Source organism: Pseudomonas sp. S3_A09, from assembly GCF_054668065.1.
Genome location: NZ_CP162752.1, coordinates 4275049 through 4300084 on the forward strand (window position 1 = coordinate 4275049; position 25036 = coordinate 4300084).

The following is a 25036-nucleotide window of genomic DNA, read 5'->3' on the forward strand; positions in this document are numbered from 1 at the left end:
GGCATGAGTGAAAAAGCAATCCTGAGCTGCCGCAACCTGGGCAAATCCTACGAGGAAGGCCCGGAATCGGTGGTGGTGCTGTCCAACCTGCAACTCGAACTGCATCCGGGCGAACGCGTGGCGATCGTCGGCAGTTCCGGTTCCGGCAAAAGTACCTTGCTGAACCTGCTGGGCGGCCTTGATACGCCGTCCCAGGGCAGTGTATGGCTGGCCGGCGAAGAGCTGTCGGCCCTGGGTGAAAAGGCCCGCGGCCAGTTGCGCAACCGTTCGCTGGGCTTTGTGTACCAGTTCCACCACCTGTTGCCGGAATTCACCGCGCTGGAAAACGTGTGTATGCCATTGTTGATCGGCAAGACCGCAATCCCGGAAGCCCGCCAGCGCGCCAAGGCCCTGCTGGAGCGCGTCGGCCTCGGTCATCGCCTTGAGCACAAACCGGCTGAATTGTCCGGCGGCGAGCGCCAGCGTGTGGCCATCGCCCGCGCCTTGGTGAACAACCCAGGGCTGGTGATGCTCGATGAGCCGACCGGCAACCTCGACTCCCATACCGCCCAGGGCATTAAGGACTTGATGCTGGAACTGAGCACCCAGATGCGCACCGCGTTCCTGGTGGTGACCCATGACATGAGCATGGCCCGCCAGATGGACCGCGTGTTGCACCTGCAGGAAGGTCATCTGGTCGCCATCTGACCCGTTTCAAGCCCGGCGCTTCAAGCGTCGGGCTTTTTCATTTTTTCAACGGTGACCGCGAATGTTCAGACCGTTATCGATTTTTATCGGCACGCGCTATACCCGCGCCAAGCGCCGCAACCGTTTTGTCTCGTTTATCTCGATGACCTCGATGATCGGCCTCGCCCTGGGCGTCTTGGCGATGATCGTGGTGTTGTCGGTGATGAACGGCTTCCAGCGCGAAATGAGCTCGCGCATCCTCGGCATGGTGCCCCATGCGACCATCGTCGGCGTGAACCCGATCGACGATTGGCAGCCCGTGGCCGCCGCCGCGATGAAGAATCCGCAAGTGACTGCCGCAGTCCCCTTCACGCAGATGGACGGCATGTTCTCCTACAAGGGCGCGATGCAACCGATCGAGATCAGCGGCATTGACCCGGCGCAGGAGGGCAAGGTGTCGATCGTGGCCCAGCACATCGTGCGGGGCAAACTGGATGACCTGAAACCTGGCGAGTTTGGCGTGGTGGTCGGCGAAATCACTGCCCGGCGTTTCCGCCTGAATGTGGGCGACAAGCTCACCTTGATCGTGCCGGAAATCAGCACCGCACCGGGTGGCATCACGCCACGTATGCAGCGTTTGAATGTCGTGGGCATTTTCAAGGTGGGCGCCGAGCTGGATGGGTCCATGGCCATGATCCACATGGCCGACGCCGCAGAGATCCAGCATTGGCAACCGAACCAGGTACAAAGCGTGCGCCTGGCGGTGAAAGACCTTTACGCAGCCCCCAAGGTCTCGTCGGACATCGCCGCCAGCCTGGGCGCCGCCTACAAACCTGACGACTGGACCCACACCCAGGGCAGCCTGTTCAGCGCGATGAAGATGGAAAAGACCATGATCGGCCTGCTGTTGCTGATGATCGTCGCCGTGGCGGCGTTCAACATCATTGCTACCTTGATCATGGTGGTGAACGACAAGGGCGCGGACATTGCGATTTTGCGCACCATCGGCGCCACGCCACGGCAGATCATGGCGATCTTCATGGTGCAGGGCACAGTGATCGGTATCGTCGGTACCTTGATTGGCGGCGTACTGGGCGTGATTGCGGCGCTGAACGTGAGCGAGCTGGTGGGCTGGGTCGAGCGGGTCACCGGGCAGCATATTTTCAGTTCGGATGTGTATTTTGTCAGCAACCTGCCTTCTGAACTGCAAGGTGGGGATGTGGTGCTGATTTGCACGGCGGGGTTTGTGTTGAGCTTCCTGGCGACGCTGTATCCGGCGTATCGGGCGGCGAAGATAGAGCCGGCGCATGCGCTGAGGTATTCCTGAAGCTTTAGATCGCTATCGCAGGCAAGCCAGCTCCCACACTTTGATTTGTGAATACATTCAAAATGTGGGAGCTGGCTTGCCTGCGAAAGGGCCGGCCCAGCTTGCATCAATCCCCCTTGGGCAACTCGATCACAAACCGCGTCAACCCCACCTCAGACTCACAAAAAATCCTCCCCCCGTGCGCCCGCACAATCGACTGGGTAATCGCCAACCCCAGTCCCGCATGCTCGCTGCTACCTTCACGCCGTGCCGGATCCGCCCGATAAAAGCGGTCAAACAACTTCGGTAACAGCTCCGGTGGAATGCCTTCCCCCGTGTTCTCAACCGTCAACGTCACACCTTCCGTCATCCGCACCCGCACTTCGCCGCCCGCTGGCGTGAACCGCAGCGCGTTATCCAGCAAGTTCGACAGGGCCCGGCGCAGCATGCCGCGATCACCCAGGGTATGGGCAGTACCTTCGCGAATCAGGCTGACTTGAGCGTCTTCCGCCAGTAACGCGAAAAACTCAAGCAAAGCGTCCACCTCATCTGCCAGCGCCAAAGGCACGCGTTTAGGCATGAGCAAGCCATGGTCTGCCTTGGCCAGGTACAGCATGTCATTGACCAATTGCGCCATCCATTGCAGCTCTTCCAGGTTGCTGTGCAGCGCCTCGCGGTAATCCTCCAGCGGGCGCGGCTGGGTCAGGATGACTTGGGTCTGGGTGAGCAGGTTCGACAGCGGCGTGCGCAGTTCATGGGCGATGTCGGCGGAGAACGCCGAGAGGCGCTGGAACCCATCGTCCAGTCGACCCAGCATGGCGTTGAAGGCTTGGGCCAGTTCGGCCAGTTCTACGGGCATGTGTTGCTGGGGCAAACGCTGGGTCAGGGAGTGAGCCGACACACTGGCGGCCACTTCACCCATGCGTCGCAACGGCTGCAACCCACTGCGCGCGGCCCAGGCGCCGAGCAGGGCGGTCGCCAGGGCTGACAGGCCGACGGTGAGCCAGATCAGGTGCTGCATGCGCTGCAGGAAATGCTGGTGGTGGGTGATGTCGAGCATCAGCGTCAGCAGGGGGGAGTCGGGTTGGCCTGGCGTGAGTGGCGCGTTGTACACCCGATAGTCGGTGCCGGCATTTTGCAGGCTGTGCAGGCCGGGCGCGTCGGGCAAGTTCACGCCTGGCGCATCGTCCAGCCAACGCTGGCCGGCGGCGGTGATACGCACCCGCAGCTCGGGCTGGTGATTGAGTTCGGCGCGCAGTTGCGCTTCACGTCTGGCGAAGGTGCCCGGCGAGTCGACACCCTGCAACGTACCGCGCAGCGCCACCAGTTGGCTGTCGAGTTGTTGCTGGTCCAACTCAATGAAGTGCGCCTCGCTGGCGTGGTTGAACAGCACCCCGGCGATCAGCGACACCACCGCGGTGCAGGCAGCAAACAGCAGCGCCAGGCGGCTGGCGAGGGACAGACGCTTGATCAATTGAACCGCTCCTCCAGCACATAACCCATGCCACGTACGGTGTGGATCAGTTTATTGGGGAAGTTATCGTCGACTTTCAGGCGCAAGCGGCGGATCGCCACTTCGATGATATTGGTGTCGCTGTCGAAGTTCATGTCCCACACCTGGGAGGCGATCAGCGATTTGGGTAGCACCTCGCCCTGGCGCCGAAGCAGCAGTTCCAGCAGGGAAAATTCCTTGGCTGTCAGGTCGATGCGCTGGCCGTCCCGTTCAACGCGGCGGCGGATCAGGTCCAGGCGCAGGTCGGCCAGTTGCAGCGCGGTTTCCTGGGGCGTGCTGCTGCCTCGGCGCAACAGGCTGCGCACCCGCGCCAGCAGTTCGGAAAAGGCGAAGGGCTTGACCAGGTAATCGTCGGCGCCCAGCTCCAGGCCATGCACGCGGTCTTCCACGGCGTCGCGGGCGGTGAGGAATAGCACTGGGATATCCAGCCCGGCGCTGCGCACAGCCTGGAGAATCTGCCAGCCGTCACGGCCCGGCAGCATCACGTCGAGGATCAACAGATCGTAGTCACCGGTCAGCGCCAGGTGCTGGCCGCTGGTGCCGTCGGCCACCAGTTCGGTGGTAAAACCCGCCTCGGCCAGGCCCTGGCGCAGGTAATGGCCGGTTTTGGGTTGGTCTTCGACGATCAGCAGTTTCATGGGCGGCTCTTGGCAACGGTGGACGACGGCTTTATACCTTGAGTGCCAGGGCAGGGGACCAACCTGACAAAGTTGTAATCTAGCAGTCAGCTGGCTGGCAGCGGCGCAATCTTAGAGTGCTGCCCAAGCTGTTCATATATTTCAGGAGAAGACAGATGGCGTTGCGCACACCCCTGTTATTGGCAAGTTGCCTGCTGGCGTTGAGTGTTGAAGCAATGGCCGATGCCGCCCACACCTATGCTTTCGGTGAAGCGGCGCCGGCGAGCAAAGCCACGCGTACGGTAGAAGTGACGTTGCAGGACATTTCCTTTTCGCCCAAGTCCCTGGACGTGAAAGCCGGTGAGACGGTGCGCTTCGTGCTGGTCAACAAGGGCCAGTTGCTTCACGAATTCAACCTGGGCGACGCGGCCATGCATGCCGAACACCAGAAGGAAATGCTGCAGATGCAGGCCAGCGGCATGCTGACCGACACGGGCATGGGCAAGATGGACCATGCAGCAATGGGGCATGGTGCGATGAAACACGATGATCCCAATAGCGTATTGGTCGAGCCCGGTAAAACTGCCGAGCTGACCTGGACGTTCACCCAGGCCACGGGCCTGGAGTTTGCCTGCAACCTTCCGGGGCACTACCAGGCAGGCATGGTCGGCAAGCTCAACGTCAATTGATCCGCTGGCGCTTAGGCGCGGGGGCAAAGGCTGGTAGACTGGCGCGGTTAATTTAGCCAGGTTTCCGCCATGCATCCCGCAGCCGAACATTCGCCGCTGGGCAAGTCCAGTGAATACATCTCCACCTACACCCCTTCGTTGCTGTTCCCGATCCCGCGTGCCGCCAAATGGGCCGAGCTTGGCCTGAGCGCCGAGACCCTGCCTTACAAGGGTGTGGATTTCTGGAACTGCTTCGAACTGTCCTGGCTGCTCCCGTCGGGCAAGCCGGTGGTGGCCATCGGTGAGTTCAGCATCCCGGCCGACTCGCCGAACATCATCGAGTCCAAGTCGTTCAAGTTGTACCTCAACTCGTTGAACCAGACTGCGTTTGCCGATACGACCAGCCTGGAAGCCGCTTTGCGCACTGACCTCAGTGCTGCCGCCGGCAAGCCGGTGAGCGTGCGTATCCGCAGCCTGGCCGAGATCGAGGCCGAAGGTGTGATGGCCTTGCCAGGTGTGTGCATCGATGAGTTGGATATCAGTGTCAGCAACTATGAGCATCCGCGCCCGGAACTGCTGCGTTGCGATGACTCACGTGTTGTCGAGGAGAGCGTGCACAGCCACCTGCTTAAATCCAACTGCCCCGTGACCAGCCAACCGGACTGGGGCAGTGTCGTGGTGGAATATCGCGGTTCGGCGCTGGATCACGCCAGCCTGCTGGAATACATCGTGAGCTTTCGCCAGCACTCGGACTTCCACGAACAGTGTGTGGAACGCATCTTTTTGGACTTGCAGCGTTTGCTGAAGCCGGAGAAGTTGACGGTGTATGCGCGCTATGTGCGGCGCGGCGGGCTGGATATCAACCCGTATCGCAGCACTGAGGATGTGGCGTTCCAGAACGTGCGCCTGGCTCGTCAGTAGCTATCACGCAAATCAAATGTGGGAGCGGGCTTGCCTGCGAGGGCGGTGTATCAGTCACCTGATGGATGACTGAATGATCGCTATCGCGGGCATGCCAGCTCCCACATTGGTTTCTGTGATTGCCTTGGGGATTGGTTTAGATCCCGATATTGCCCAAGGTGATCATGATATTGCGCAAGGTCCCGGAAATCACCGGGTGCTCAGCATCGAACTCGATGGCCGCTTGATTCACATCGTCGGAAATACTGGGGGTTTGCGTAGCCGGTTCCAATTCGAGTTGTAATTCGAACTTGGCAATCAAGGCTTCCAATGCATCACGTTTCTCTTCCGACAGCGGCGGTTCCTGTTCCAACTGCCCGCGCAGGATCTCGACCTGTTCTTCCAGTTTTTTGCGATCAGGCATGACGTGTTTCCTTTTATCGATAGGCACTGGCATAGACCGCGGCACGCCGAGAAAGGTCTACGGGCTGACCTTTAGATTAATCCACTGGCGTCGACTGTGCATGATCCGTGTCAGGGCTTTTCGCCTTTGAGCTGGCGCAGGCTGATATCGGCGAGGCATGTGCCGAGTTCGCCCAAGTGATCGATTACCGAGTGCACGCCCAGCCCGTAAAGGGCAACGGTGGCCTTGCCGCGCTTATGTTCGCGTTCCTGTTCGCTCAGCGCCTGCCATTGTTCGGGCGCCATGCCGCACAATGAGCCGCAGGAGGCCAGGCCGATGGTCCACAGCCCGGCATTGAGCCCTGATTGCAACAGGCGCGGTTCGCCACTGACCAATACGCAGCCTTCCAGGCGTTCGATGTTCAGTTCCATCAAGGCTTGCCAGCAGGCGTGGGGCGCGGGCCAGCGAATGGAGGAGGGCGACGTCGCCTTGAGCCAGTCGGGCAGTCCGGCGGCGAGTGGGGTAGTGATGGAGGGGGGAGTTCATCCAGCCAGGCGCAGGGTACGCCTTGCTCCTTGAGGGCTCGCAGGATTTTCAGCGCGCCCGGTGTGGCTTGGGGGTCCGGGGAGGGCGAGTCGGTGCGCGCCCGGGAACCGAAGTCCACCAGGCAGCCACTCAGGCCAAACAGGACGGCAGTCAAAGTGGGAGCGCTGGCGATGGCTATCTCGGCGTGAGGCATGTCGACATCCCTGAAATAGCGCCAACGCTATCGAGCCGGGATGACAAGTCGATGACAGGATTGTTAATTGTAGGAATTTTGTCCATTTTAGGTCTGACGATTCCTAGTTGCTGCCTAATTGGCGACTTCCGTCATATACTGACGGCCTTATTCAGGGCATAGCGCCCATGACAGACCATTCAAGGAGCAAAAGCTATGCGCTGGAGCCACTATTTCGCTCAGTTGTCGGTGTGTGCCACTGTCTTACTGGCGCCTTTCGCCGCACAGGCTGCATCGGAAGACGATCCATGGGAAAGCGTCAACCGCCCGATCTTTACCTTTAACGACACCGTTGATACCTATGCGCTCAAGCCATTGGCCCAGGGCTATCAGTTCGTGACTCCGCAGTTCGTGCAGGATGGCATTCACAACTTCTTCCGCAACATTGGCGATGTGGGCAACCTGGCCAACAACGTGCTGCAACTCAAGCCGCATAATGCCGGTGTCGACACCGCCCGTTTGCTGGTCAACACCACCTTCGGCGTGCTGGGCTTCATCGATGTCGGCACCAAAATGGGGCTGCAACGCAGCGACGAAGACTTCGGCCAGACCCTCGGCTACTGGGGTGTCGGCAGCGGTCCGTACGTGATGCTGCCACTGTTGGGCCCAAGCACCTTGCGTGACGCGCCGTCCAAGTACGTGGACAGCTACACCCAACCGTACCGCTACATGAACGATATCGGCTGGCGCAACAGCACCTTTGGCCTGAACATCGTCGACACCCGTGCCAGCCTGCTCGACAGCGAGAAGCTGATCACTGGTGACAAGTACACCTTCATTCGTAACGCTTACCTGCAGAACCGTGAGTTCAAGGTCAAGGACGGCAAGGTCGTTGACGACTTTTAAGCTGTGACGTTTTGAAATGAAAAAGGCGACCCACTTGGGTCGCCTTTTTTGTGCGCGGTTTCAGCGCATTTTCAGGATCTTGAGGCCCAGGTGCTGGTCTTCGCCTGTGGCCCTGGTCCACACCACCTGGGTATCGGCCTCCAGGCCTTTCAGTGCCGCGTGCTCCGAATCGATGCGCACGGTCAACAGGTCGCCTACATTGAACTGGCGTGGCGCCTGCACCTGCATGCCGGAGCTGGACAGGTCCACGCACACCCCGGCGATCTCTTGTCCTGCGTGGATCAGCGACACATCGGCATCCACGCGCATGCGGATGAAATCGCGTTTTTCGGCGTAGTCGCGCTCGTGTTCGCTCATGGGCTTCATCCTTACTTTGTGTTGTGGTCGTGCCTGTTCTTATAACTCCCGGTGATTTGCGGTGTAAAGACGCTCGGCGACCATCGGCATGAGCTTGAAACCCCTGACGGATGGGAGTACCGTCTGCGCCTTAGAAGGGCACCTCTGCTTTACCGTTGTGCATGGGGAAAATCCCAATGCTTTGTAGGACAGAGAGGCTAGAAAGCGAATCCAGTACGTGCGCCCGACCCTTGTCGCGCCACCTACGCCAACCTAATTCTGGCGCCGTTTGCCCACATGCAAAAAACCAGTGCCACGCTGCTGATAATCGATGACGACGAAGTAGTGCGTGCGAGCCTCGCGGCCTATTTGGAAGACAGTGGCTTCAGCGTCCTGCAGGCCGGTAATGGCCAACAGGGTCTCCAGGTATTCGAGCGCGACCAGCCCGACCTTGTGATCTGCGACCTGCGCATGCCCCAGATGGGCGGCCTGGAGCTGATTCGCCAGGTGACTGAGCTCGCCCCGCAGACGCCGGTGATTGTCGTGTCGGGCGCCGGGGTGATGAACGATGCTGTCGAAGCCTTGCGCCTGGGTGCCGCCGATTATCTGATCAAACCCCTGGAAGACCTGGCGGTGCTGGAGCACTCGGTGCGCCGTGCCCTGGATCGTGCGCGCCTGTTGGTGGAAAACCAGCGCTACCGCGAAAAGCTCGAAACCGCCAACCGCGAACTCGAAGCCAGCCTCAACCTGCTCCAGGAAGACCAGAATGCCGGTCGCCAGGTGCAAATGAACATGCTGCCGGTCAGCCCCTGGACCATCGACGACTTCCAGTTTGCCCACCAGATCATCCCGTCACTGTACTTGTCGGGTGATTTTGTCGATTACTTCCGTGTGGATGAGCGACGTGTGGCGTTCTACCTGGCCGATGTCTCCGGCCATGGCGCTTCCTCTGCTTTTGTCACCGTGTTGTTGAAGTTCATGACCACGCGGTTGTTGTTCGAATCCAAGCGCAATGGCACCTTGCCGGAGTTCACGCCCTCCGAGGTACTGGGCCACATCAACCGGGGCCTGATCAGCTGCAAGCTGGGCAAGCACGTGACGATGGTCGGCGGCGTGATTGATGAAGAAACCGGTCTTTTGACCTACAGCATTGGCGGTCACCTGCCGATGCCGGTTTTATACACTCCAGACAGTGTGCGTTACCTGGAAGGGCGTGGTCTGCCGGTAGGCTTGTTCAACGAAGCCACCTACGAAGACCACATCCTGGAATTGCCGCCGACGTTCAGCCTCACGCTGATGTCAGACGGCATCCTGGACCTTCTTCCAGAGCCTACACTCAAAGAGAAAGAAGCCGCCTTGCCCCAAAAGGTCAAGTCGGCGGGCGGCAGCCTGGATGGCCTGCGGCAGGTTTTTGGATTGGCCACGCTAGGGGAGATGCCGGATGATATCGCCCTATTGGTGTTGAGCAGGAATCTTTGATGAGTACCGGAAGAATCCAATTCGCCGAGCAAGACGGGACGTTTGTCCTGAAGTTTGTCGGCGAAGTGCGCCTGACCTTGTGTTCGGCGCTGGATGCGACGATTGAGCGGATCTTCACAGCGCTGAACTTCTCGGCGATCGTGATCGATCTGACCGAAACCCGCAGCATCGATAGCACCACTCTTGGCCTGCTGGCCAAGTTGTCCATTCTGTCTCGGCAGAAGGTCGGCCTGTTGCCGACTGTGGTCACCACCCACGAAGACATCACCCGTCTATTGCAGTCGATGGGCTTTGACCAGGTGTTCAACATCGTTGACCGCCCAATTCCCTGCCCGGAATGCCTCACCGACCTGCCGTCGCAAGACCAGTCCGAAGAGATCGTACGGGTCAAGGTGCTGGAAGCGCACAAGATCCTCATGGGCCTCAACGAGTCCAACCGCGAAGCCTTCCACGACCTCGTCAACGCCCTCGAGCGCCACTGATCCTCAATTGAAATGTGATCAAAATGGGGGAGGGGGCTTGCCCCCGATTGCGGTATGTCAGTCATAAATATGCTGACTGACCCACCGCCATCGGGAGCAAGTCGAATCGTCGCACCGCCCCTCCCACATTGGATTTGTGACTGGCTTGAAATTGGCAGCACAAAAAAGGGCGACACCCGCCAAGGTGCCGCCCTTTTTGCTGCTATCTGCCCTTACAGCTTGGCCGACAGCAGCGCCTCCAGCTTCTCCTGGTCCCGAGCAAACTGACGAATACCTTCCGCCAGCTTCTCAGTCGCCATCGCGTCCTCGTTGGACTCCCAACGGAACTGCGCTTCAGTCAGATGCACGCGGGCTTCACCGGCATGGCCTGGCGACAACTTGCGCTCCAGCTTGCCTTCATCCGCCGCCAGCTTCTCCAGCAAGTCCGGGCTGATGGTCAGGCGATCACACCCAGCCAGCTCTTCGATCTGGCTCAGGTTGCGGAAGCTCGCGCCCATGACCACGGTCTTGTAGCCGTTGGCCTTGTAGTAGTTGTAGATGCGCGTCACCGACTGCACGCCCGGGTCTTCAGCACCGGTGTAGTCGTTGCCGTTGGCCTTTTTGTACCAATCGTAGATTCGACCCACGAACGGCGAGATCAGGAACACGCCAGCCTCTGCACAGGCCACGGCCTGGGCGAAGGAGAACAACAGCGTCAGGTTGGTCTGGATGCCTTCTTTTTCCAGCTGCTCGGCGGCGCGGATGCCTTCCCAGGTGGAGGCGATCTTGATCAGTACGCGGTCGCGGCCAACGCCGGCTTTGTCGTACAGGTCGATCAGACGGTGCGCGCGCTTGAGTACGGCGTCAGTGTCGAACGACAGGCGGGCATCCACTTCAGTGGAAATACGGCCCGGCACCACTTTGAGGATCTCTTGACCTACCGCCACCGCAAAGCGGTCGCTGGCCAGGCCCACATCACCGTTGCAGTCCTTTACGCACTCATCCAGCAGCTTGGCATAGCCTGGGATCGAAGCGGCCTTGAGCAGCAGGGAAGGGTTAGTGGTGGCATCTTGCGGCTTGAGCTTGGCGAGGGTAGAAAAATCGCCGGTATCGGCTACGACGGTGGTGAATTGCTTGAGTTGTTCCAGCTTGGAAGTCATGGGCGTGCTCTGTCCTGTGGGTCTGATGACATTACCCGAGCGCCGGCAGGCGCTCAAGGGCGCAAATGCGTTCGATCGTTTGCGAGGGCAACAACCTGAAAACAGCCGTTTGAATCACCGGCCGTGGTGCTAGATAGGAGGCCAAAATCACCATCGGGTTCAACCTAACTTCCACCCGATCCACTCGGTCGACCTGTGGAAGCAGGCTTGCCTGCGATAACGGCCCACAGCCACCCCGGTCTTCCTGATGGACACCCGTCCACATGTGGGAGCGGGCTTGCTCGCGAATGCGGCCTGTCAGCCCCCCATTAAGCCAACTGACACCCAGGCCATCACCGCCCCTCCAACAACGCCCCGGCCTGATCCAGCAACGCCAACGGATCACTTGCCTTATGAATATCCACCGACAATAACTGCCTGAACTTGCGCGCCCCCGGGAAACCGGTGCCCAGCCCCAGGATATGCCGAGTGATATGGTGCATCGACCCACCCGAAGCCAAATGCTCCGCAATATAAGGCCGCAACTGCACCAACGCCTCTGCGCGACTGATCACCGGCGCCTCACTGCCAAACAACTGCTGATCCACTTCTGCCAGCAAATAGGGATTGTGATAAGCCTCCCGCCCCAGCATTACCCCATCAAACATTTGCAAATGCTCGTGACACTGCTCCAATGTCTTGATCCCACCGTTGAGCACAATCTCCAGCTCTGGAAAGTCCCGCTTCAACTGAGCCGCCACGTCATACCGCAACGGCGGAATGTCGCGGTTCTCCTTCGGCGACAACCCCTCCAGAATCGCAATCCGCGCATGCACGGTGAAACTGGTGCAGCCTGCGTCCTTCACCGTCCCGACGAAATCACACAACTGCGCATAACTGTCCCGCCCATTGATCCCGATGCGATGTTTCACCGTCACCGGAATCGACACCGCATCGCGCATCGCCTTCACACACTCCGCCACCAACGCCGGATGCGCCATCAGGATCGCGCCGATCATGTTGTTCTGCACCCGATCGCTGGGACAGCCGACGTTCAGGTTCACTTCATCGTAGCCAGCGGCCTCGGCCATGCGCGCGCAAGCGGCCAAATCGGCGGGGACACTGCCGCCCAGTTGCAGTGCAAGCGGGTGCTCGGCTTCGTTGTGGCGCAGGAAACGGTCATGGTCGCCATGGAGGATCGCGCCGGTAGTGACCATCTCGGTGTAGAGCAGGGCGTGCTTGGAGAGCAGGCGCAGGAAGAACCGGCAGTGGCGGTCGGTCCAGTCCATCATCGGGGCCACGCTGAACCGGCGTGACGGCTCTGAGCGGGAAGGGCCAGTGTTTATTGGAGATACGGCTTTTTCGGAATTCATTAATACTGATCTTTTATACAGCGGTTTTTACCCGTTTTCCCTTGTTTTCTAGAGTCGGTTGCTACATTGTAGCGATCGAATTCGGCAATGTAGCAACTGGAAATGGGCACGATCACAGCACGTAAGCGCAAGGACAACTCGACAGCCTACACGGCGCAGATACGGATCAATCGGGATTGCAAGACAGTTTATCAGGAAAGCCAAACGTTCGACCGTAAGCAGGTCGCCCAGGCCTGGATCAAGCGACGGGAGACCGAGCTGGCCCAGCCAGGTGCTATTGAGCGGGCGAATCGGAAAGGGGTGACGATCAAGAAGATGATCGAGCAGTACCTGGATGAGTACGAGAAGATACGGCCGCTGGGGAAGACCAAGAGCGCGACGTTGAGCGCGATCAAGGAAACCTGGTTGGGTGAGTTGGATGATGCGGCGCTGAACAGCCAGAAACTGGTGGAGTACGCGCAGTGGCGGATGAGCGAAGAAGGCGGCGGGGTGCAGGCGCAGACGGTTGGTAATGATCTGTCGCACCTGGGCGCTGTGTTGTCTGTGGCACGGCCGGCATGGGGCTATGAGGTCGATCCTCATGCAATGCCTGACGCTCGAAAGGTCTTGCGTAAGCTTGGCATGGTCAGCAAGAGCAAGGAGCGTAATCGCCGGCCCACACTCGATGAGCTGGACAAGCTCATGGAGCATTTTTTCGAAATGCAGAATCGCCGGCCAGACTCTATTCACATGCCCAAGATGATTGCCTTTGCGCTTTTCTCGACGCGTCGGCAGGAGGAGATCACTCGGATTCGATGGGAGGATCTCGACTGCGCTCGGCAGGCTGTGTTGGTGCGGGACATGAAAAACCCAGGGCAGAAGATTGGTAACGATGTGTGGTGTCATCTGCCTGATGAGGCTTGGGCGATCCTTTGCACCATGCCAAAGGTTGAGCGAGAGATCTTTCCCTACAATGCCAAATCGGTATCAGCTTCATTCACGCGGGCATGTCCGATGCTGGGGATTGAAGACCTCCACTTTCATGATTTACGCCATGAAGGGGTCAGTAGGTTGTTTGAGATGGACTGGGATATTCCGAGAGTGTCGAGTGTTTCAGGCCACCGGGACTGGAATTCACTAAGGCGTTATACGCATTTGAAAGGACGTGGTAATAATTATGAGAACTGGCATTGGCTGGCAATGCTGAAGTAGTAATTTTAGGTGCTGGATTAGAGTGTGCTGGGGGTAGCATGGAGTTAAATAATCGTGAGGTCTCGATATTGATTTGGGCTGCTATTGCCCTTCTCGCGATGTGCGTTAAAGCAGGTATTAGGAACAGTGTTTTTGAGCTAGTAAAAGCCTTTTTTAATCGCCATTTCATGGTCTTTTTTTTATTTGCGTTCTTATGGATGGCTGTCTGTGTTTACGGACTATTTCGAGTCGAACTTTGGGAGTATACAAACCTCAAAACCACCATCGTATGGGGCGTGACGTTCGCTTTCAGTTCCATGTTTGGGTTAGAGAAAATCAGGTCTGAAAAGAATTTTTTTGAAGGCTTGGTCAGTGGGGCCGTTAAGCTGACAGCTATTGTTATATTTATCACTAATCTATATTCGTTTTCTTTATGGGTTGAGTTGATTCTAATTCCATTGGTTGTGTTTCTAAGCTTGCTTGGTGTGGTTTCCGCACGTGAAGAAAAAAACGCGCTCCTTACCAAGATGCTGGAGTATTTGGTTGGTTTAATAGGTGTCATGTATTTTATGAACGCAATGTATGAGGTGTTCAGTAATTTCAAGGGGTTTGCCAGTGCTACAAATTTTAAGGACTTTATTAGTCCGATAGTTTTGACGTTTATGTTTTTTCCGTTTCTCTATATCTTCGGGTTGTATGGGGCATATAATCGCGCTTTTGCTCAGGTTGGATTGCGGTTTGAAAATAAAAAAATTGCATCATATTCAAAGTGGACAGCATTTAGACTTTTTAGAACCGACGTCGAATTAATGCAACAATGGGTTCGGGAGGTGTATGTTTGGTCTGCATCAAACCCTGCAGAAATAAAAGCCTCAATAATTTCCATGAAATGTCGAAGATATAGAGAAAAAAATCCTTTGCCCGTAGCGAGTGTTAACGGATGGCCGCCCCAGGATGCGCGAAGGTTTTTATATGGTTTTGGATTGACGGTTGAATCCTATAATCCTGCATATGGGTACGAGATTTGGTCAGGAAGTTCAAAGTACGTAAAAGCAAATGCGGAGTATCATTCTACTAATGTCGCTTATTACATCAGGGGTGAGGATGGTGTGGTGAGGCACCTCAAGGTTGTGCTGAATGTAAATTCCGTGGAGGAGGCTGTTGTTGGTGAAGACTACTTTAAAGAGGTTGCTGAGAGTTTGCTTAGGGTGATATTTGGCGGTGTTCCTGACAGTTTGATTTTCCCGTTGTTGAATGCGCTTGATAATGATCTCGTTGTGGAAGGGCGCGGTGTACGCTTCAGTAAAGATTTATATATTCACAGCACCTCCGGAGGGTACTCAAGGTCTATGAGTGTTTATAATGATGAGACCTATTTTAGTGAAGTTAGTTGAGTCCGACCAGAAGGGTCGGACCGTCTCGACTAAGCTACTTTCCCCATCAGTTTCTTTTGCTCGATTGTGGCCTTTTCACGCTGCCTATCAATGTAATTCGCAAGGTCTCTCAGGTGTATCCCTAATGCGGCTTTCTGGCTCTCAGCCCCGAGGCGAACGATAGGGATATCAATTTCTCCGTCTAAACATTTTCGTTTGAATTTTTCGACGGTCAAGTTCATATAGTCAGCGCAGACTATATCGAGAGGGATCACTGCGCGGCCTTCATATTGAGCCATTAATAGAAACAGAGTATTCATGCTGCTTCTCCCATAAGCTCGCTGTGTTCTGTGTTTCTATTGGCGCTGATAAGTGCCATCATCGGCCACGGTGACACTGAGTTACCCACCATCAGCACCTGGGTCTTGTTGCTGAACTTCCGACCGTCGTGCCCACGGTCGATCACGTAGTTGTCGGGGAATCCCTGCGCACGGTACAGCTCACGCGGGGTGAGCATGCGCATGCCGATGTCCACGATCACATACGACGTGCCCTTGATCGTCACCGTCACAAGCGCCAGGCGATCCCGCGTGGTGATGGTCGCGGCCGGGTTGTGCAGGTCGTAGGTGTTATCGCTGCCGTAATAGCCCATCAGGAAGGCAGCAACACGCATAGCGCCAGCCTCGACCTCGGGAGCGAGCTTGTACTCAACCAGCGCGTGATGTTCGGCGCCGGCCGTGATGGTCGGTACCAGTTCGTCCATGGCCCGGCCAACACAGTTTCTGCGAAGTGTTGATAGGTGCGCGGTAAAGACCTGCTGCTGACTCCCTGTGGTTGTGATGGCTGAGGGGCATGGTCGTGACGCGCGCGAGTTGCGGCAACGGGGCGGGGTTGTATAGGGCGAGGCTACAAGGGGCGGAGCTACTGACTCACAGGCCAGAGCGGCAGCATCGCGGCCATGACTACGACTGAACTGCTCCCAATCGATCCCCGGCGCCAATCCAAGTTTTTGTATTGGATGGGTTGGCGTATCTGTGAGATTGCCGAGGCTACGGGCGAAAAGGAAAAAACGCTACACAGCTGGAAGGCCCGCGACGAGTGGGACCGGGCGGATAACGTCGAGCGCATCGGCGGGGCGCTGGAAGCGCGGCTGGTGCAGCTGATCCTCAAGGAAGGCAAGAGCGGCGGGGACTTCAAAGAGATCGACCTGCTGCACCGGCAGTTGGAGCGACAGGCTCGCATCCAGCGCTTCCAGGGTGGCGGTACTGAAACCGAACTCAACCCCAACCTCGCAAAACGCAACGAAGGCCCGAAGAAAAAGACCCCGAAAAACGACATTAGCGAAGACCAGATCGAGCTGCTGCGCGAAGCGTTTATCGATGGGTGTTTCGACTACCAGAAAGACTGGTACCGGGCGGGCAATCAGCGCACCCGCGTCATCCTCAAAAGCAGGCAGATCGGCGCCACTTACTACTTCGCCCGTGAGGCGTTTATTGATGCGCTGGAAACCGGGCGCAATCAGATTTTCTTGTCGGCGTCGAAGAATCAGGCCTACCTGTTCCGTGGGTACATCCAAGCGTTTGCCCGCGAGGTCATCGGCGTCGAGCTGACCGGTGATCCCATCGTGCTGCCGAACGGCGCCGAACTGTTTTTTCTCGGTACCAACGCGCGCACGGCCCAGGGCTACCACGGCAATTTCTACTTCGACGAATTCTTCTGGACGTTCAAGTTTGAGGAACTGAACAAGGTTGCGTCGGGCATGGCGATGCACAAGAAGTGGCGAAAAACCTACTTCTCCACGCCCTCGACCATGGCTCACGAAGCCTACACATTTTGGACGGGTGAGCGCTTCAACAAGGGTAAACCGGCGGCGCAACACACCAAGGTCGACGTTTCCCATGGAGCGCTCCAGCAAGGGAGGTTCTGCGAGGACCGGTTGTGGCGCCAGATCGTCACCATCCTCGACGCGGAGCAGGGCGGTTGCGACCTGTTCGACATTGAAGAACTGCGCCGCGAGTACAGCCCCGATGCGTTCGCCAACCTGCTGATGTGTGAGTTCGTCGACGACGGCGCGAGCATCTTTCCTCTGACGGTGTTGCAGCCCTGCATGGTCGACAGTTGGGTCGAGTGGGCCGAGGACTACAAACCGTTTGCCATGCGGCCGTTCGGCGACCGCCAGGTGTGGGTGGGGTATGACCCGGCGGAAACCGGCGATTGCTCGGGCCTGGTGGTGGTCGCGCCGCCTCTGGTACCAGGGGGCAAGTTCCGGGTACTGGAGCGTCACCAGTTCCGTGGCATGGATTTCGCGGCCCAGGCCAGCGTGATCAAGGCCGTCTGCGACCGCTACTGGGTGACGTACATCGGGATTGATGTCACCGGTCTGGGCAGTGGCGTGGCGCAGCTGGTGCGCCAATTTTTCCCCAATGTCACCACGTTCAGCTATTCACCCGAGGTCAAGACCCGCCTGGTGCTGAAGGCCTATGACGTGATTCACCGAGGCCGGCTGGAGTTCGACGCCGGCTGGACCGACATGGCGCAGTCGTTGATGGCGATCCGCAAGACCATCACCGCAGGCGGTCGCCAATTCACCTACACCGCCGGCCGCAACGACAACACCGGCCACGCCGACCTGGCGTGGGCGCTCTTTCACGCATTGCACAACGAACCGCTGGAGGGGCAGACCACTGCCAATACCGGGCGGATGGAGATTTTTTGATGTCGAACCGCCGCAGAAATACCAAGCAGTTGGCCCAGACGCCCGTCGTGGCAACGCAGGAATTTATCCCGCGCAATGACACCAAGATGGAGGCGTTCAGTTTTGGCGATCCGTCACCGGTACTTAGCGGCCGGGAGGTGTTCGATTATCTGGAGTGCTGGTTTAACGGGCGCTGGTACGAACCGCCGTTGTCCCTGGATGGCCTGGCACGCTCGGTGGGTTCCAGCGTGCATCTGCATTCGGGGCTGATGTTCAAACGCAACCTGTTGAGCAAGACGTTCATCCCGCACCGACTTTTGTCGCGCGCGGCGTTTGAACAGTTCGCTCTGGACTTTTTGTGCCTGGGCAACGGCTATCTGGAAGGGCGGCGCTCGATGCTCGGCCCAGTGCGCGAGCTGGTGCCGCCGCTGGCGAAGTACATGCGCTCGGGCAAGGATGGTCGGCAGTTCATGGTCCAGGGCTGGAAGGAGGAGCACGAGTTTGAACCCGGTACCGTTTTCCATTTGCGGGAGGCGGATCTGCACCAGGAAGTGTACGGACTGCCCGAGTGGATCAGCGCCTTGCAGTCGGCGTTGCTGAATGAGTCGGCCACGCTGTTCCGCCGCAAGTACTACGAGAACGGGAGTCATGCCGGTTTCATTCTCTACATGACCGACGCTGCGCAGAACGAAGCGGACGTCGATTCACTGCGCAAGGCGCTGAAGGATTCCAAGGGGCCTGGCAACTTCCGCAACCTGTTCGTGTACTCGCCGAACGGCAAAAAGGACGGGTTGCAGATCATCCCGGTCAGCGAAGTGACGGCCAAGGACGAATTCAACTCGATCAAAAACCAGACCCGCGACGACGTGCTGGCCAGCTTGCGCATTCCGCCGCAACTGATGGGCATCGTGCCGCAGAACGCGGGCGGGTTTGGGTCGATCAGGGAGGCGGCGCAGATCTATGCGGCCAATGAACTGGAGCCGATTCAGGCGCGTATGGCGCAGGTGAATGACTGGCTCGGGGAGGAGGTCGTGCGGTTCAAACCCTATGAACTTGGAGGCGGACTGTGAAATTTAAGCTCGTCATGCCAGTGAAATGAACGCGCGGTACGCCGCCTTCATTCCCCAGATGAACATCCCATAAGAGCCTAATCCAATTATAATTGCGCCTATATTCAATACAAAACCGGCTTTTTGCTTGCGAGCTGACTCATCCGCGTACAACCACTGACTGAGGTATGTTAATCCTGCTGTAACGCTTATCAGAAATACGCCTGTAACAAACAAAGTAAGTGTCCACGCAAACTCGGGAATGCTTTGCTTATTAGATTCGGTCAGCTTTCCAATAAAGGCTAATATGGCGACAGATGCCCCACCATTCATGAGGAATGCTGTTTTAACTGCGTTCTGACCTGATTGAATGACGGACTTGAACATTTCGAGACTTGAAGCGTGATCGCCTTTGTGGGCTTCTACCAATATTTGCAATTGCGCTTTTAGTCTTTCGATGTGGTCAGGAGGTAAGTCTTGAGACGAGGTTTCAGTAGCCTGTTGTAAGTATTCTATGAGCTTTGAGCATTCAATGTGGGTTTTTCCATTATTTTGAATCTTCTCAATTATTTGTTTTAACTCTGTCGCAAGTTTGCTATCGTTCATCCTGACATCCTTGTTGGTTTAAATGTATAGCGATGAGGTATTTATAGATATGCAGTGCTAACGCTGCTTGCCCAAAAAGTGTAGCATTTTATATCTCCCAGCTCGCTTCGCGAATGTGATTGAAGTTTACAACATCTACACAGTGTTGATGAGCAAAACCAGCCACTCTCAGATCATCAGTTAAAACCAGGAAATTGTTTTTTGCTGCGGCGATAATGCCAACGTCAGTAAGGCCGTAGGGTGCCAGTTCATATTCGTGACTTATATCCAAAGCAGGGCTGTGGATTTCGACTATTGTGGATAGTGTGTTCTTTAATGTTGCATAGAAGTCGTGTAATTTTTTTCCGTAAAGCCCATTTGTAAGATTGCTAACCTCCGCGAGAATATGTGGAGTTGAAATTAGCTTTTCAAACTGATCAATTACTATAAGCAAAAGCTCATAGTCTTCAGTGGTGTAGCTACTTGTTCTTTTGAAATTAGCTATACTAGGTGTGCCTCCTGTAACTACCAATAGCAACAAGTTGGTGTCGACAAGTATTCCCTTTTTTTGGTACTGCTTAATATAGGTGTCTATCATATTTCGCGGATCTTCATGGAGCGGAATTCGCCGGTCTCCGAGTCAATGATGAATGTTTTATATTTTCTGGCATACGTTTGCCCAGCGAGAGCTGCGCCTATGCGTTCGAATTTATTAGGGGCTGGGACATTAAAGCCTAGTGTTATTACCCATGTTCTATTGTTTGTGTCTAGCTCGACTTCCTCCAGCATTAAATCTTTTAAGGCCGTCTCTTGCCCGAGAAAATCATTCGCCGCTGATTTAGCAACTTGAACAGCTTCTTTTACTTCTATCATTTCGACTCCTGAGCATAGTTTGATCTGGCTTACACCTTCCGAAGTATAGCATCTCGCGTTGGTGCGTCGTCATGCCCCTGTCGCTGGTCAATACAGGTGAAACGGGACACCGAATCCGAATTAGGAGATCACAATTTCGGAGAAATGACATGCTGCATGTATACCAGTGAGCTACTGTCTCACCCCGCGCGCGCCGTCGTCCCCCCACCTCGCCTGTGGTCTAAATAGGTCGTTTTGTCTGCATTCCTGCAAGAGACTCAACGAAGCTCAGTCCCTGAATTTGGTCCATGCCCAGACTGCTCGAATTAGCTTTCGATATCGGGAAGAGCTTCAAACACCCAGCATTTTACTGTGTTGCGCTCGATGGCGCTGTGGACGGCGTGATTATGGTTAATATAACGCGGAGCTGAACTGCTCTTCATCGCCTTGGTCAGGGCAGCATCCAGGTTGACGTTGATGCCATGTGTTTCGAAATGCTTCGCAAGCTCTTCAAGGCGAAACGCTAGCAATGTTGATTTTATTGCGTGGTTGTACCGCACTCCCTTGCCATCCAAATCCCTCAGTGCGGCCCAGAAGTCCGCAAGAAGATCTGCCTCCAATGGCTCCGCGATGCCTATGCTGTTCAAGTTTGGGACGCTGAGGCCAAGTTTTGCTGAAAGCAGGGTGATCTCTTCCTGAACGGTGGCGCGTATCACGCGATTGCGGGTGCGCTGGAGTTCTTTGAGGAGCGCGATGCGATGCCGGGAGAGGGCTATCTGCTGATTAGTGTTGGGCGATGCAGTGTGATGAGTGTTACTCGTCTTGCTCCAGTAGTCCCACAAGGCATCGTCGCATTCCTCTTGGTAGCGGATGATCTTGTCTCGCAGCTCAGGCCTCACCTTATTTGGGCTAATTGAGTACAGCCAAGCCGGGAGCTTACGAAGGGGTAGGCAGGTCATCGCGTATTGTTTGCCATCACCTCCAGTTGTGGTGATTTCCACCATAACTGAACTAAACCTTTCCGTAACTTTGGAGTGCTGGCTTTTCCAGTCCAGTCCGATGTTGATGACGATTGGCTTCATCGCCACGAGCGGCTCATTGTCTTTGCCGACCAGGACAACGGTGTCCTCGTAGAACGGGACAGGTATCAGTTGCTGTGCTGTTTGCATGGTGGAGGCTCCCTGCAAATATCGAGGATACCCGATAGTAGCGGCGTCCATTGGCGACTCACAACTTCTCTCTGCCCACCAACTCGTATCTCCCTGCCCAGCTATAGCTACGGCTGTCATCGCCAGGGATGCCCACGATCCACGCTGATTAGCTCTTGGTTCCAGAATTGCACTATTTTGGTGCTATTCGGCCTCGGCCAGGTTAGTTCAGCCTTGGCGCGCGCCGTCGTCCCCCCACCTCGCCTGCGGGCTAAATGGGTCGTTTTTTCTGCACTTCTGCATCCTGGTCAGAACTACGCAAGCTGGGTGCCGGATTCCGATTTCCGAATTCGGAAATACCTGCGGAACCCTGCGAAGGTGTGTGCTTTTCAATGAGGTCCATGCGAACGAATAGGCAGGCAGATTTGGGAGTCGGCTCGGGAAAAGGGTTAGGTTTTTTTTGAAGGCGATGCGCTGAACTGGAAGGCCCGTGTTTGCTGGGCTTGAGCGCTTACTTTGAGGGGTTAGTTGGGGTTAGGTCGAAGGTTAGTATTTTGTAAGTATCTGTTTTTAAAGAATATAATTAATTTAGTATTTAACATCAATAAAGGTTAAGAGTTAACCAAACATAACCACAGAACTAACCTTGCCAGCTTCCTGCAAACACGTATCAGACAAGGCTTTCAGCGAGGTCAGCAAAAAACTAACCTTCCTAACCTATTTCCCGTGGGTCAACATGAAAAGCCGACAGTGCTAAAGGGGAGGGTGCTGGCCAAGGTCCATCAAAGGTTGTGCACACACGCTGCTGCACAAACACTTCCAGGATCAGTAACTGTCACCAGCACCGCACAACGTCATATAGGTACCGCTGGACGCCTTGAAAATGGTGGAGCGGGTCAAGGGAATCGAACCCTCGTTATCACCTTGGGAAGCTGCTGTCGGGGGGATTATCTTGGAGGGGAAGAAGAAATAGCTCTCTACTCTCGCTGGCCGGGGGCGTCAGCAGGTGCGGGATCGAGCACAAGGCGGACGTAATGCGGCTCGCGCCTAAGCCCATTCGCAGCCGAGGTTGATACAAGCTGGAGACCTTCAGCGTCGAAGGTTATGCCGTCGACAAGACAGGCTTCCGCCGCGGCCGGGGAGCTGTTTTGCAACCAGCAGTAACGTTTTTTCGTCCACGCGAGAATTGCTTTGTGCAACGGCCGATTCTTTTTGTCAAAGTTATTATTACAAATTTTCAATCCCATCACGTTCAGGCAAAAGCTTAGAATTCTTGCTCCTTTAAAGTTCGGAAAGTCGTTCATAGCTATGATCTCGTTGTAGAGAAGCCGGCGTAATTTGAAGTGGATCACTTTTCCAGCGGGTCCATTTAGATGATGACGCATCGGGCTCCAAATGGAGTTGTGCTGTATTGTCCAGCATTCCCACTGCGGTGAATGAACAGCAGATGCGTGAAAAATAACTTCGAAAATCAGACTGGCAATATGGTCGTAGAACGATTCGTGCGGGTGACCATGTTGCTCTCGCACACGAAGCCTAAGATATTTAGGTAAACCTCGGTCATTGAGTATTTTAATTGTGTCGCCGATGAATCTCATTACTATCTGAAGGCTCTGGACTTCGTCGCGGTCCCATGAGTTGGTTACTGTATTCAATTTGTATAAACCTGATGCGGCACTTTCAATATAGCTTTTGGCATTTTGGAGAGCGATAGAGTGATCCCACCGCCAAATATTCGTAGAGTCGTTTAGGGTGATCAGTACTAAACGGCAGTAGGCCTCCCACTGTGCTGGACCCCATTTGGAATTGCCCACTAAATCAGGGTCGAGCAGTGTTCCTACCGTATCAACCATCATCAAATTTCCGAACATTGCCTGACTTAATGGCTTGTGGTACCCCATTAGTCCGGATTCATACCCCTCTGTTTCGTGATACAGAAACGAGTTAGTGTTACGGAGAGCTTCTCTGATGATGTTTCTGGCAAAAATCTGGACCGAAATACCATACTTTTTTGTCTCGCCCATCTCTTGAAAAATTGCCAAGGCGGTACCCGGCGACGATTCAACTATCACGCGGCAGAAGCGCTTATCCGCAACAAGGAGAAGTAAGTCATTTGCGTAACGTACAACTTTAGATGTAGCAATCTGCGAATTTTTTTATTTTTCTCTTGAAGGTGAGATTTTGGTTCGTTGCGGTCAGGTGCATAATGTACTAACGCTCTGGCAGAGTAAGCAAGCTCATCAGCGACCACGGCCAACTCTGTCGGATCACCTTTCAGAATTAGTCGATATAGTGTTCGCGCGTACCTCTTGGCATTTCTCTTTCCGAAAGTCGGTCGCCGGATGAATGCGAACCATGCCCAGGTAAGGAAGGTAGCGAGAAACAAACCTGCGAGGATCGTCTGCCATGAAGCTGGCGTAAGTACATGGCCTTTGGGGACGAGCCATCCTTGGGCACGCCACAAGTCGGTCAGCAGGGTGAGTACGCCTACACTGGCAACGACGAAGAAGGTTAAGCCCTGTAGGGGGATTGGGGCAGTTTGTACTCTGAAGCGATAACGTACGTCGCCGATTGTCCAAGCAAGGACCATGAGGGCGAGGCCAGCTAAAAACTCCGAAAAACCGAAGAGCTTAGATCCGTTAGGGTCTAGGGGAATAAAGCATACCGCTGCAAAACAAGTTTCACCTAACATAGTATGCTGCCTTCATAGTCCGTTCACGATGTGTGTCTATTTTTTCCGATCTCGTTAAACGCAGCTACATATTTTTCAAGTATTCCATAGTGATCTAGCATTCTAAATGAGTTTCTTTGTGCTGCATTTTCTACATGGCCCTCGGTAATCATGCACCATGAGCACTGTCTTGAATCGGGATTGATCATTGGCTCCTTGCAGGTGTCGCATCTCTCACTGCGTAAAATAAGTTCACTGGAGTTGAAAACATATGTGTTGTTTTTATCGTCTAGAAAGAATGGGTTTGTGGAGCTTTTGCCGATGTGCTTTTCGTAATAGTTACATCCTATTGCTTGTGAAATCTTTTTTATTTTATCTTTCAGGGGCTGTGAGGCTTTGGCGCCTACTATTAAGGATTTTACGAGGTTTGCAGGGAAATAAAGAAGGAGCAATGCATCGTTGATTTTTATGATGCCGCTTTCTTCTACAATTAGTCGTCTTTCCTGTTCGTAATTCCAGCAAGTTTGTTTGGTAAAATAGGCTGTACTATAGATTGCTTGTTGGAGCCAACCTATATGTCTCGGTTTAGATACGACGTATGCCCGATCGAGCGTACCCTGCATACCCTCGTGCGGAGTATCTCGGTAATTGATATCACCAAAGCTAGGATCTAATTTTTTAGATTGTAGCCAGTTGCTTAATGCTGCCTCATCTAGCTCGGCGACAAAACCTTGCGAGTTTGATGCGTAATGGGCCCACATTGGAGTGATTACTGGAGACTTAGAGAAACAGGTGACAGGGTATTGAATTACCATTGAAATCATTTCGTTGTAATATGCAAGTATTTCTGGGGTTTGGTCGTAGCTAATGGTTAAGAAGAACTCGAACGGGTCGTTGTAATCTTTCAGGTAAGAAAGTTTTAGACTACAACTTTCATCGGGTAATAAAAATTTATCAGCTATGTCAGGGCCCATGTACTTGTATAGATTTTTATTGACTTCCATGATC

General features: G+C 55.2%; 26 protein-coding genes and 1 pseudogene. 11 read left to right on the forward strand and 16 right to left on the reverse strand.

What is annotated here, in order from left to right; genetic code table 11:
* The first annotated feature begins 3 nt into the window (after positions 1–3).
* Both lolD and AB4N92_RS19885 read left to right on the forward strand, forming a co-directional pair.
* A complete protein-coding gene (lolD, locus tag AB4N92_RS19880) occupies positions 4–687 on the forward strand; it encodes a lipoprotein-releasing ABC transporter ATP-binding protein LolD (RefSeq protein WP_017477213.1) in 684 nt (227 codons plus the stop codon).
* 61 nt (positions 688–748) lie between these two features.
* A complete protein-coding gene (locus AB4N92_RS19885) occupies positions 749–1993 on the forward strand; it encodes a lipoprotein-releasing ABC transporter permease subunit (protein WP_010212046.1) in 1245 nt (414 codons plus the stop codon).
* Positions 1994–2099: 106 nt separating this feature from the next.
* On the opposite strand, the gene AB4N92_RS19890 is transcribed toward AB4N92_RS19885, so the two are convergent.
* Both AB4N92_RS19890 and AB4N92_RS19895 read right to left on the reverse strand, forming a co-directional pair.
* The gene (locus tag AB4N92_RS19890; RefSeq protein ID WP_021490983.1) at positions 2100–3446 is read right to left on the reverse strand and encodes a heavy metal sensor histidine kinase; all 1347 of its coding nucleotides are present in this window, start codon (positions 3444–3446) and stop codon (positions 2100–2102) included.
* Positions 3443–4123: a heavy metal response regulator transcription factor gene (locus AB4N92_RS19895; protein ID WP_010212042.1), complete on the reverse strand. Its 681-nt coding sequence runs from the start codon at positions 4121–4123 to the stop codon at positions 3443–3445. Before AB4N92_RS19895 ends, AB4N92_RS19890 begins: the two co-directional genes overlap by 4 nt.
* 155 nt (positions 4124–4278) lie before the next feature.
* Between AB4N92_RS19895 and copI the strand changes: the two genes are divergently transcribed.
* Positions 4279–4791, forward strand: coding sequence for a copper-resistant cuproprotein CopI (copI, locus tag AB4N92_RS19900; RefSeq protein ID WP_042570743.1), 513 nt, complete (start codon positions 4279–4281; stop codon positions 4789–4791).
* A gap of 69 nt (positions 4792–4860) precedes the next feature.
* A complete protein-coding gene (gene queF, locus AB4N92_RS19905; RefSeq protein WP_021490981.1) occupies positions 4861–5691 on the forward strand; it encodes an NADPH-dependent 7-cyano-7-deazaguanine reductase QueF in 831 nt (276 codons plus the stop codon).
* A gap of 136 nt (positions 5692–5827) precedes the next feature.
* On the opposite strand, the gene AB4N92_RS19910 is transcribed toward queF, so the two are convergent.
* Together AB4N92_RS19910 and AB4N92_RS19915 are read right to left on the reverse strand one after the other, a co-directional pair.
* Positions 5828–6094, reverse strand: coding sequence for a DUF4404 family protein (locus AB4N92_RS19910; RefSeq protein ID WP_010212034.1), 267 nt, complete (start codon positions 6092–6094; stop codon positions 5828–5830).
* 110 nt (positions 6095–6204) lie between these two features.
* Positions 6205–6812, reverse strand: a pseudogene (locus tag AB4N92_RS19915) (HAD family phosphatase).
* A gap of 195 nt (positions 6813–7007) precedes the next feature.
* Between AB4N92_RS19915 and AB4N92_RS19920 the strand changes: the two are divergent.
* Complete coding sequence (locus tag AB4N92_RS19920; protein ID WP_010212030.1) at positions 7008–7697, forward strand: MlaA family lipoprotein; 690 nt, start codon at positions 7008–7010, stop codon at positions 7695–7697.
* A 60-nt stretch (positions 7698–7757) separates the two neighbouring features.
* Here AB4N92_RS19920 and AB4N92_RS19925 read toward each other — a convergent pair whose 3' ends face one another.
* Positions 7758–8054, reverse strand: coding sequence for a PilZ domain-containing protein (locus AB4N92_RS19925; RefSeq protein WP_010212028.1), 297 nt, complete (start codon positions 8052–8054; stop codon positions 7758–7760).
* A 276-nt stretch (positions 8055–8330) separates the two neighbouring features.
* Between AB4N92_RS19925 and rssB the strand changes: the two genes are divergently transcribed.
* Both rssB and rssC read left to right on the forward strand, forming a co-directional pair.
* Positions 8331–9512 (forward strand): two-component system response regulator RssB, encoded by a 1182-nt coding sequence (rssB, locus tag AB4N92_RS19930; protein WP_010212027.1) that lies wholly within the window; start codon positions 8331–8333, stop codon positions 9510–9512.
* Entirely contained in the window at positions 9512–9994 is a 483-nt protein-coding gene (gene rssC, locus AB4N92_RS19935; RefSeq protein ID WP_010212025.1) for an anti-sigma factor antagonist RssC, read from the forward strand. The genes rssB and rssC overlap by 1 nt, the downstream gene beginning before the upstream one ends.
* 212 nt (positions 9995–10206) lie before the next feature.
* Here the strand turns inward: rssC and tal are convergent, their stop codons facing one another.
* Together tal and dusA are read right to left on the reverse strand one after the other, a co-directional pair.
* Positions 10207–11133: a transaldolase gene (gene tal / locus AB4N92_RS19940; RefSeq protein ID WP_010212023.1), complete on the reverse strand. Its 927-nt coding sequence runs from the start codon at positions 11131–11133 to the stop codon at positions 10207–10209.
* 332 nt (positions 11134–11465) lie between these two features.
* On the reverse strand, positions 11466–12485 hold the full coding sequence (gene dusA / locus AB4N92_RS19945; protein WP_460127985.1) for a tRNA dihydrouridine(20/20a) synthase DusA: 1020 nt from the start codon (positions 12483–12485) through the stop codon (positions 11466–11468).
* 102 nt (positions 12486–12587) lie between these two features.
* Here dusA and AB4N92_RS19950 point away from each other — a divergent pair, with 102 nt between their 5' ends.
* Together AB4N92_RS19950 and AB4N92_RS19955 are read left to right on the forward strand one after the other, a co-directional pair.
* Positions 12588–13676, forward strand: coding sequence for a site-specific integrase (locus tag AB4N92_RS19950; protein ID WP_460127987.1), 1089 nt, complete (start codon positions 12588–12590; stop codon positions 13674–13676).
* Positions 13655–15049 carry a hypothetical protein gene (locus tag AB4N92_RS19955; protein ID WP_460127990.1) on the forward strand — a complete coding sequence of 465 codons (1395 nt, stop codon included), beginning with the start codon at positions 13655–13657 and terminating at the stop codon, positions 15047–15049. Before AB4N92_RS19950 ends, AB4N92_RS19955 begins: the two co-directional genes overlap by 22 nt.
* Before the next feature lie 29 nt (positions 15050–15078).
* Here AB4N92_RS19955 and AB4N92_RS19960 read toward each other — a convergent pair whose 3' ends face one another.
* On the reverse strand, positions 15079–15348 hold the full coding sequence (locus AB4N92_RS19960) for a pyocin activator PrtN family protein (protein ID WP_460127993.1): 270 nt from the start codon (positions 15346–15348) through the stop codon (positions 15079–15081).
* Positions 15345–15791 (reverse strand): DNA cytosine methyltransferase, encoded by a 447-nt coding sequence (locus tag AB4N92_RS19965; RefSeq protein ID WP_460127995.1) that lies wholly within the window; start codon positions 15789–15791, stop codon positions 15345–15347. Before AB4N92_RS19965 ends, AB4N92_RS19960 begins: the two co-directional genes overlap by 4 nt.
* A 195-nt stretch (positions 15792–15986) precedes the next feature.
* Here AB4N92_RS19965 and AB4N92_RS19970 point away from each other — a divergent pair, with 195 nt between their 5' ends.
* Together AB4N92_RS19970 and AB4N92_RS19975 are read left to right on the forward strand one after the other, a co-directional pair.
* Complete coding sequence (locus AB4N92_RS19970; RefSeq protein WP_460127997.1) at positions 15987–17744, forward strand: terminase ATPase subunit family protein; 1758 nt, start codon at positions 15987–15989, stop codon at positions 17742–17744.
* Positions 17744–18793, forward strand: coding sequence for a phage portal protein (locus AB4N92_RS19975; RefSeq protein WP_460128000.1), 1050 nt, complete (start codon positions 17744–17746; stop codon positions 18791–18793). Before AB4N92_RS19970 ends, AB4N92_RS19975 begins: the two co-directional genes overlap by 1 nt.
* Before the next feature lie 12 nt (positions 18794–18805).
* Here AB4N92_RS19975 and AB4N92_RS19980 read toward each other — a convergent pair whose 3' ends face one another.
* The 7 genes from AB4N92_RS19980 to AB4N92_RS20010 all read right to left on the reverse strand — a co-directional run bounded on the left by AB4N92_RS19980 (position 18806) and on the right by AB4N92_RS20010 (position 25032).
* Entirely contained in the window at positions 18806–19378 is a 573-nt protein-coding gene (locus tag AB4N92_RS19980) for a hypothetical protein (protein WP_460128003.1), read from the reverse strand.
* A gap of 88 nt (positions 19379–19466) precedes the next feature.
* A complete protein-coding gene (locus AB4N92_RS19985; RefSeq protein WP_460128005.1) occupies positions 19467–19955 on the reverse strand; it encodes a PIN domain-containing protein in 489 nt (162 codons plus the stop codon).
* Complete coding sequence (locus AB4N92_RS19990) at positions 19952–20230, reverse strand: hypothetical protein (RefSeq protein ID WP_460128008.1); 279 nt, start codon at positions 20228–20230, stop codon at positions 19952–19954. The genes AB4N92_RS19985 and AB4N92_RS19990 overlap by 4 nt, the downstream gene beginning before the upstream one ends.
* 305 nt (positions 20231–20535) lie before the next feature.
* The gene (locus AB4N92_RS19995) at positions 20536–21378 is read right to left on the reverse strand and encodes a phage antirepressor N-terminal domain-containing protein (RefSeq protein ID WP_460128011.1); all 843 of its coding nucleotides are present in this window, start codon (positions 21376–21378) and stop codon (positions 20536–20538) included.
* Positions 21379–22334: 956 nt separating this feature from the next.
* Positions 22335–23399, reverse strand: coding sequence for a hypothetical protein (locus AB4N92_RS20000; RefSeq protein WP_460128014.1), 1065 nt, complete (start codon positions 23397–23399; stop codon positions 22335–22337).
* A gap of 26 nt (positions 23400–23425) precedes the next feature.
* Complete coding sequence (locus tag AB4N92_RS20005) at positions 23426–24049, reverse strand: hypothetical protein (protein ID WP_460128017.1); 624 nt, start codon at positions 24047–24049, stop codon at positions 23426–23428.
* Between the two features lie 23 nt (positions 24050–24072).
* Positions 24073–25032, reverse strand: coding sequence for a DUF2971 domain-containing protein (locus AB4N92_RS20010; RefSeq protein ID WP_460128020.1), 960 nt, complete (start codon positions 25030–25032; stop codon positions 24073–24075).
* Between the last annotated feature and the right edge of the window lie 4 nt (positions 25033–25036).

What these genes read in the sequence shown, in the direction of transcription:
- AB4N92_RS19895 (WP_010212042.1), bottom strand. Translation starts at nt 4,123, where the DNA reads ATGAAACTGCTGATCGTCGAAGACCAACCCAAAACCGGCCATTACCTG.
- tal (WP_010212023.1), bottom strand. Translation starts at nt 11,133, where the DNA reads ATGACTTCCAAGCTGGAACAACTCAAGCAATTCACCACCGTCGTAGCC.
- AB4N92_RS19975 (WP_460128000.1), top strand. Translation starts at nt 17,744, where the DNA reads ATGTCGAACCGCCGCAGAAATACCAAGCAGTTGGCCCAGACGCCCGTC.
- AB4N92_RS19920 (WP_010212030.1), top strand. Translation starts at nt 7,008, where the DNA reads ATGCGCTGGAGCCACTATTTCGCTCAGTTGTCGGTGTGTGCCACTGTC.
- copI (WP_042570743.1), top strand. Translation starts at nt 4,279, where the DNA reads ATGGCGTTGCGCACACCCCTGTTATTGGCAAGTTGCCTGCTGGCGTTG.
- AB4N92_RS19950 (WP_460127987.1), top strand. Translation starts at nt 12,588, where the DNA reads ATGGGCACGATCACAGCACGTAAGCGCAAGGACAACTCGACAGCCTAC.
- AB4N92_RS20010 (WP_460128020.1), bottom strand. Translation starts at nt 25,032, where the DNA reads ATGGAAGTCAATAAAAATCTATACAAGTACATGGGCCCTGACATAGCT.
- AB4N92_RS20005 (WP_460128017.1), bottom strand. Translation starts at nt 24,049, where the DNA reads ATGTTAGGTGAAACTTGTTTTGCAGCGGTATGCTTTATTCCCCTAGAC.
- AB4N92_RS19965 (WP_460127995.1), bottom strand. Translation starts at nt 15,791, where the DNA reads ATGGACGAACTGGTACCGACCATCACGGCCGGCGCCGAACATCACGCG.
- lolD (WP_017477213.1), top strand. Translation starts at nt 4, where the DNA reads ATGAGTGAAAAAGCAATCCTGAGCTGCCGCAACCTGGGCAAATCCTAC.
- AB4N92_RS19995 (WP_460128011.1), bottom strand. Translation starts at nt 21,378, where the DNA reads ATGCAAACAGCACAGCAACTGATACCTGTCCCGTTCTACGAGGACACC.
- AB4N92_RS19970 (WP_460127997.1), top strand. Translation starts at nt 15,987, where the DNA reads ATGACTACGACTGAACTGCTCCCAATCGATCCCCGGCGCCAATCCAAG.
- rssB (WP_010212027.1), top strand. Translation starts at nt 8,331, where the DNA reads ATGCAAAAAACCAGTGCCACGCTGCTGATAATCGATGACGACGAAGTA.
- AB4N92_RS19980 (WP_460128003.1), bottom strand. Translation starts at nt 19,378, where the DNA reads ATGAACGATAGCAAACTTGCGACAGAGTTAAAACAAATAATTGAGAAG.
- AB4N92_RS19990 (WP_460128008.1), bottom strand. Translation starts at nt 20,230, where the DNA reads ATGATAGAAGTAAAAGAAGCTGTTCAAGTTGCTAAATCAGCGGCGAAT.
- AB4N92_RS19885 (WP_010212046.1), top strand. Translation starts at nt 749, where the DNA reads ATGTTCAGACCGTTATCGATTTTTATCGGCACGCGCTATACCCGCGCC.
- queF (WP_021490981.1), top strand. Translation starts at nt 4,861, where the DNA reads ATGCATCCCGCAGCCGAACATTCGCCGCTGGGCAAGTCCAGTGAATAC.
- dusA (WP_460127985.1), bottom strand. Translation starts at nt 12,485, where the DNA reads ATGAATTCCGAAAAAGCCGTATCTCCAATAAACACTGGCCCTTCCCGC.
- rssC (WP_010212025.1), top strand. Translation starts at nt 9,512, where the DNA reads ATGAGTACCGGAAGAATCCAATTCGCCGAGCAAGACGGGACGTTTGTC.
- AB4N92_RS19910 (WP_010212034.1), bottom strand. Translation starts at nt 6,094, where the DNA reads ATGCCTGATCGCAAAAAACTGGAAGAACAGGTCGAGATCCTGCGCGGG.
- AB4N92_RS19960 (WP_460127993.1), bottom strand. Translation starts at nt 15,348, where the DNA reads ATGAATACTCTGTTTCTATTAATGGCTCAATATGAAGGCCGCGCAGTG.
- AB4N92_RS19925 (WP_010212028.1), bottom strand. Translation starts at nt 8,054, where the DNA reads ATGAGCGAACACGAGCGCGACTACGCCGAAAAACGCGATTTCATCCGC.
- AB4N92_RS19985 (WP_460128005.1), bottom strand. Translation starts at nt 19,955, where the DNA reads ATGATAGACACCTATATTAAGCAGTACCAAAAAAAGGGAATACTTGTC.